General features: G+C 38.2%; 6 protein-coding genes. 3 read left to right on the forward strand and 3 right to left on the reverse strand.

Annotated elements, in window-relative coordinates:
- A partial coding sequence (locus tag QZR70_RS08105) for a cation:dicarboxylate symporter family transporter (RefSeq protein ID WP_295794375.1) occupies positions 1-416 on the forward strand: 416 nt, incomplete at its 5' end.
- Between the two features lie 290 nt (positions 417-706).
- Entirely contained in the window at positions 707-2224 is a 1518-nt protein-coding gene (locus QZR70_RS08110) for an NAD(P)/FAD-dependent oxidoreductase (RefSeq protein ID WP_295794378.1), read from the forward strand.
- 81 nt (positions 2225-2305) lie between these two features.
- On the opposite strand, the gene QZR70_RS08115 is transcribed toward QZR70_RS08110, so the two are convergent.
- The 3 genes from QZR70_RS08115 to QZR70_RS08125 all read right to left on the reverse strand — a co-directional run bounded on the left by QZR70_RS08115 (position 2306) and on the right by QZR70_RS08125 (position 5446).
- Positions 2306-2962 carry a hypothetical protein gene (locus tag QZR70_RS08115; RefSeq protein WP_024065438.1) on the reverse strand — a complete coding sequence of 219 codons (657 nt, stop codon included), beginning with the start codon at positions 2960-2962 and terminating at the stop codon, positions 2306-2308.
- A gap of 134 nt (positions 2963-3096) precedes the next feature.
- Positions 3097-4218 carry an AI-2E family transporter gene (locus tag QZR70_RS08120; RefSeq protein ID WP_295794380.1) on the reverse strand — a complete coding sequence of 374 codons (1122 nt, stop codon included), beginning with the start codon at positions 4216-4218 and terminating at the stop codon, positions 3097-3099.
- Positions 4219-4408: 190 nt separating this feature from the next.
- Complete coding sequence (locus tag QZR70_RS08125; protein WP_295794382.1) at positions 4409-5446, reverse strand: OmpA family protein; 1038 nt, start codon at positions 5444-5446, stop codon at positions 4409-4411.
- Between the two features lie 505 nt (positions 5447-5951).
- Here QZR70_RS08125 and QZR70_RS08130 point away from each other — a divergent pair.
- Positions 5952-6324: glutamine amidotransferase-related protein (locus QZR70_RS08130; protein WP_295794385.1), on the forward strand; the 373-nt coding region annotated here is incomplete at its 3' end.

Here is a 6324-nt window from a genome sequence, read left to right on the forward strand (position 1 = left end):
ACATGACTCTGTGTGAAGAACTGGGTCTGGATGAAGACAACTACTCCATCTCTATCCCTCTGGGTGCAACCATCAACATGGGCGGTGCTGCAATCACAATTACTGTTATGACATTAGCTGCTGCTCATACATTAGGCATCATCGTGGATGTACCAACAGCTATCCTTCTATCCGTTATCGCAACTATCGGCGCTTGCGGCGCTTCTGGCGTAGCAGGCGGCTCCTTGCTTCTCATTCCGTTGGCATGTTCCCTATTCGGTATCTCCAACGATGTGGCTATGCAAGTAGTAGGCGTTGGTTTCATCATCGGGGTATTACAAGACTCCACCGAAACAGCACTCAATTCCAGTACAGATATTCTCTTCACTGCTACTGCAGATTATGCAAAACGTGGCTATCACGAAAACTGGAACTAACATCCAAAGGCGGTCCTTCGGGGCCGTCTTTTTTATGTATGGTATTAATTTAAAAGCAATCTTACTATACTACTCATACTACTATTCAGTGTATAATATAAAGGACACACGATAAGAATCAACATAGATATTTATTGTAATCCTAAGTATGTATGGTAACCCTAAGTGTTTATATTGATCGTAAGTATCTATTTAAATGACTTATGACTATATTGATTTTATTCAATATAGTTGTTATAATAAAGTTAATGATAACAACTATTAATAGATAGCAATAGAAAGGAATCAACATGAAACAATACGATATTATTGTAGTTGGTACAGGTGGTGCAACCATCGTAGCTGACGCTGCTATAAAAGTAGGTAAAAAAGTAGCTATCATAGAAAAAGGTAAATTCGGTGGTACATGCCTAACTCGCGGTTGTATTCCTACGAAGGTTATGGTTACAGCAGCTAATGCCATTCAAGAGGTAGAAGAGTTCAAAAAAATAGGCATCAATGTTGGCGATGCAACTATGGATTGGGACACTGTAGCTAAACGTACATGGCATATGATTGACAAGTCTGCAGGCATCTATGATTACTATAACGCTTATGACAACGTAGATGTATATCGCGGTGCTGCAAGCTTTGTGTCCGATAAGGTTATGAACATCCACCTTAACGATGGTTCTGGCATTGTAGAAATTACAGCACCAACGATTATCCTTGGTACTGGCGGTTATAGTAATATACCGAATGTACCAGGTCTTCAAGAGGCAGGTTTCCTTTCTAGTGAAAGCCTCTTTGGCGATAAATTCCCTAAACAACCATACAAATCCCTTGCTGTACTCGGTGCAGGTCCTATCGGTGTAGAATTCGGTCACGTATTTGATGCAGCTGGTACTGAAGTTACCATCATTCAACATAATGTGCGACTTGTACCTAAAGAAGACGAAGAGATGTCCGAACATCTTCTTCAAAACTATCGAGCTCGTGGTATTAATGTAATCTTAAACCAAGACACTGTTGAAATTCGTCAAGAAGATGGTCTTAAAGTAGTAGTCACTAAAGATCGTAGCACTGGTGAAATTACAGAAACTAAGGTAGAAGAAATCCTCGTAGCAGCCGGCATTCGTCCTGCTGTAGAAGAGCTCCATCTCGAAAACACAGGTATTGAAACATGGCTAAAGGGCTGGATTAAAACAAACGAGTTCCTTGAAACATCTGTTGATGGCATCTATGCCTTAGGGGATGTAAATGGTGAACCAGCATTCCGTCATCGTGCGAACTATGAAGCTGATATTATCGCCCACAACCTATACTTTGCGAAAAACGAAGAAGATTTCCGTTGGGCACGCTATGATACATTGCCAAAGGTTACCTTCTCCTACCCTGAGATTGGTAGCGTAGGTCTTACTGAAGCAGAAGCTGTTAAAGCAGGCTATAATGTAGGTGTTGGTAAAAATTACTACTCCTCTACTGCTAAAGGTTATGCTATGGGTATTAATCCTGGCGATGTAAATGATGGTTTCGTTAAAATCGTAGTGGACAAAGACACTAACCACATTCTTGGTATGCACGTAACAGGCCCTCAAGCATCTATCCTCTTCCAACCTTACGTAAACCTTATGAACAGCGGTATAACTCCATTGACTGCTATTAATGAAGAAATCGCATCTGAACGTACTAAACGCTTACGTGAAAAAGGTATTACTCGCGAAATGGATCCTAAGTCCGTTATCACTGTAGGCGAAACTATGAGCCCACATCCTTCTCTTGTAGAGGTCATCATGTGGACACAAGTATACTATGAAAATCGTTGGTAATAATAAATATATAACCATTATATAAATAAAAGAGCTGAAGATTGTATCTTCAGCTCTTTATTTATAATATCGCTAAATAGATTAACGACCCATATCAATTGTGTTATCCCAAATAATATTTGTTTTACGACCGTCGAAACCTTGATCTGGTTCAGGAGGTAATTTACTGGATTTAGATTGACCTACATAAGCCCCTGTTTCAGCATCTACAGTAACTACAGTCTTTTTACCATCTTGATGCATTGTCATATAGTATAGAATCTTGCCTTCATGAGCTTCAATTTTCCAGCCTTTTACAACTGCATCAGCACCAAGTTGTTGTTTCGCAACGCGCTCAGCTTGAGCTGCTTCGATGACTTTATCTTTATTAAAGATTTCACCGATAACTTTCTTAGGTTTACCACCTTCATCCATATCAGATGTATTACCAGTGATAACGTCGATTTTCATCTTATATTGATGATATTTACTATAGCCTACTACTTTGTAACCATAGTTCAAATCATTAGAGTTAAGCTCTACAGAATGAAGTGCTGCATTAGGAAAACGGTTTTGGAAAATAGTACCAATTTTACTCATAGTCATAACCATGGATTCCCCTGGTGCACGTTGTACAGAAATATCAGTACTTGTTTCTGGTTTTGTTTTACGTGCATCTGCTACACTAGGTGTAGCAACGGACAATACACCAACTGCCAATACACCAGTTAATGCCATAGAAATCAACTTTTTATTCATTACATATCCTCCTACTATATACAATGCTTTCACCTATGGTAAAAGCCATCTGTATACTAGAATTACTATAATTTTGTGCTATACGCAACAGCACACAAAACATACATAAATAGATATATTATTTAGACAATATACTATAAACCTTCATTCGATGCAAGTCGATCGTTTACATCAGTCATAAGCAATTTGTAACATGTTGCCACCAAAGGTACACCAATCAACATGCCAGTGACCCCCATTAAACTACCACCTACGATAACGGCTGCAAACACCCACAATCCAGGTAAACCAACGGAATTACCTACAATCCTTGGATAAATAAAGTTACTTTCAATTTGATGAAGAACCTCTAAAATAATCACATAGATTAATGCATCCATAGGACTAACAGTAAGTAAGATAACTGCGCCTATAACGCCCCCTACATAAATACCTAGCAATGGAATTAATGCAGTAAGACCAATAACACAGGCAATCGTAGTAGCATATTCGATATTAAAGGCCCACAATGAAATGCCCACCATAATACCTAAAATCAAGGCATCTATAAACTGGCCTACAAAGAAGTTACTAAAAGTTTGAACAGCTACGCGTGTCACATAACTAACACGATTAACCCACTCATCAGATGCATAGGCTCTTAGGATTCGTTTACCTTGCATCATAAGTCGCTCTTTATCGAGCAACATATAAATGGCAAAGATTAAACCTAAACCTATATTCAAAGTCCAAGATAAGGCTGTCCCCATCGCATTAACTAGGTATGTACCACCCTTTGTGCCCCACTCGCGAGTATATTTAACAACACTTTCACCACTCAAGGTATCCATAAGAGTTTGATTGGAAGCCATTGGAATGGTTTCTGTAAAGTGTTGCATCCATGTTTGGAAATCGGTATACAACTGCGGCGAAGAAGCTACGATAATCGACATGGAATGAATCAATTGTGGAATCGCCATGCGAGCAATGAAATACACGATAGCACTGATAGTAACAAAGGATAATACAAGACTTAAAGGTCGTCTAATTTTATCTTTCCAACCAGTTTTACTCTTAGGCCACAGCCAGCGTTCATAACGCACAACGAGAATATCGAGGACAAATGCGATACAAGCACCTACTATAAGTGGAACAAAGGCAGTAATAATGGCATCAATAGCATTAGCTATATCGCTAATATGCAGCGCCATCATGATCATAACGCCAGCCAATATAATGGCCCCTATAAGCGGTTTGTAATATTTAAATCGTTTCATATATAACCTACTTTACTATACTCACAATGCATACATTACCAAAACTTAATGAACATTGTATGACCTACGATTGTATGCAAGTTTAGTATAACACAAAAGTCCACCTTATCACATGCTCGGTCCCCCGATGAACACGAGAGCATGATAGAAGGTGGACTTATTATATGTCTAATCTAAATTAGATTGAAGATTAGCGGTGAATGTAAACGTCTACACGACGGTTTTCAGCTTTACCTGCTGCAGTAGAGTTAGTTGCTACTGGTTTAGTGTCGCCATTAGCGATACCAATTAAGCGATCAGCAGATACACCATTGTTTACCAAGTATTGAGCTACGTATTGTACGCGGCGTTCAGATAAGCCAACGTTGTATTGAGGAGTAGCATCAGTATCAGCATTACCTAACAATTTAACTTGGTCTTGAGAGTATTGGTGAGCAGCGTTTACAGCAGCTGTCAAGTTTGGATATTGGTCTGCACGAGCAACATCTTGATCGGAATCGAAGTAGATAGATTCTACATAGTAATCCAATTTAGGAGTTTTGTACATAGGAGCTTCTACTACAGGAGCTGGAGCTGGAGTGTATACAGGAGCTGGAGCTGGAGTTGCTACAGGAGCTACTGTTTTGTGACCACCGAAGCGGTAGGACAAGCCAACTACAGGACCTTGGAAGGAGATATTTTCATTATCTGCATGTTTTGTGTTGATATAACGGTAACCAGCGTTGATATCCAAGTCTTCGTTCACTTTGTAGCCTAAACCAGCTTCCCAAGTGGAAGTTTTCTTAGTACCTACACCAGCTTTACCATACACTTCTACTTTAGAGCCAAGGTTAGCTTTACCAATTACACCAGCTTGTGCAATATTGTTAGCTTTAGCGAAGTCATCGCCAGAAATATGAGCATAGCCACCATATACAGCGAAGTTTTTATTCAAGGATTGAACCAAGTTTACTTCGTGCATTTTGTCGCTATAGCCAATGCCACCCAATTTGTCGTTCAAACCATGGTAAGCATATTGAACAGCAGTTTTGTCAGACAAAGCGTATGTCAAACCACCATCAAAGTTCCATTTTGCATCAGCATTGAAATGTTCAGTTTTTGCTTTAGAATGAGCTGCACCAAGATCAACTTGGAATTCGCCTTTGTTGAATTGAGTTTGTGGAGTTGCGCCAGCTACGGATACGCCTACAGCAGCAACTGCCAATAAAGCTAATAATTTTTTGTTCATTATAATTCCCTCCAATAACAGCCTTTAACAATACACAGGCCTTTGGTAATAATATACTTTCATTTTACACAACTTTTCGATAAATTTCAATATCTTTTATGAATTTATCATGAGAATTTCGAATTTTATCTATATGCAGTTATTATATCTTTCAAATTCAAAAATACAATTATCTTTATAATATTAGGAATATCAAGGGGCTAATTATCAAAACTTATAATCTTCCCCTTTATTCTTTTAAGATATATCTTATATTTATCTTAGCCTATCTTTAAAATTAAGTGAACAAAAGAAAGAGCCTACGTTTCTGTAGGCGCTTTGTATAATACCTGTATTAAATTTTACAAAATATTATTCTATCTACCCTTCTTACATAGCATGATGTTTCTCACACATTAAATTCTATAGAATATGCTATACTGTTATTATATTTTGTAGAAATTACTATTGTATGTACAGTTATATAGAAGTATATATAGTTATAAGGAGCTATATAGGAGGAACCATGAGTAAAACAGCTTACATTGTACGTCATATTAACTTTGAAAATGCCGGTATTTTAGAGTCCGTCTTAATAGATCGAGGATTTGAGCTAACATACATTGAAGCGCCACTTGTCAATTTTGAACACTATGATGCCAAAAAAGCTGATTTAGTCATCGTCTGCGGTGCCCCCATTGGCGCTTATGATGAAAAACTGTATCCATTCTTAACAGAAGAAATCAAATTTATTACAGATCGTATTAATAGTAAAAAACCTTTACTTGGTATCTGTTTAGGTGCCCAACTCATATCCCGTATTATGGGTGGACACGTAGGACCTATGAAGCATGGTAAGAAAGAAATTGGATTCGGTCCAATAGAATACACTACTGAAG

This window comes from uncultured Veillonella sp. (genome assembly GCF_900545205.1).
Lineage (GTDB): Bacteria > Bacillota > Negativicutes > Veillonellales > Veillonellaceae > Veillonella.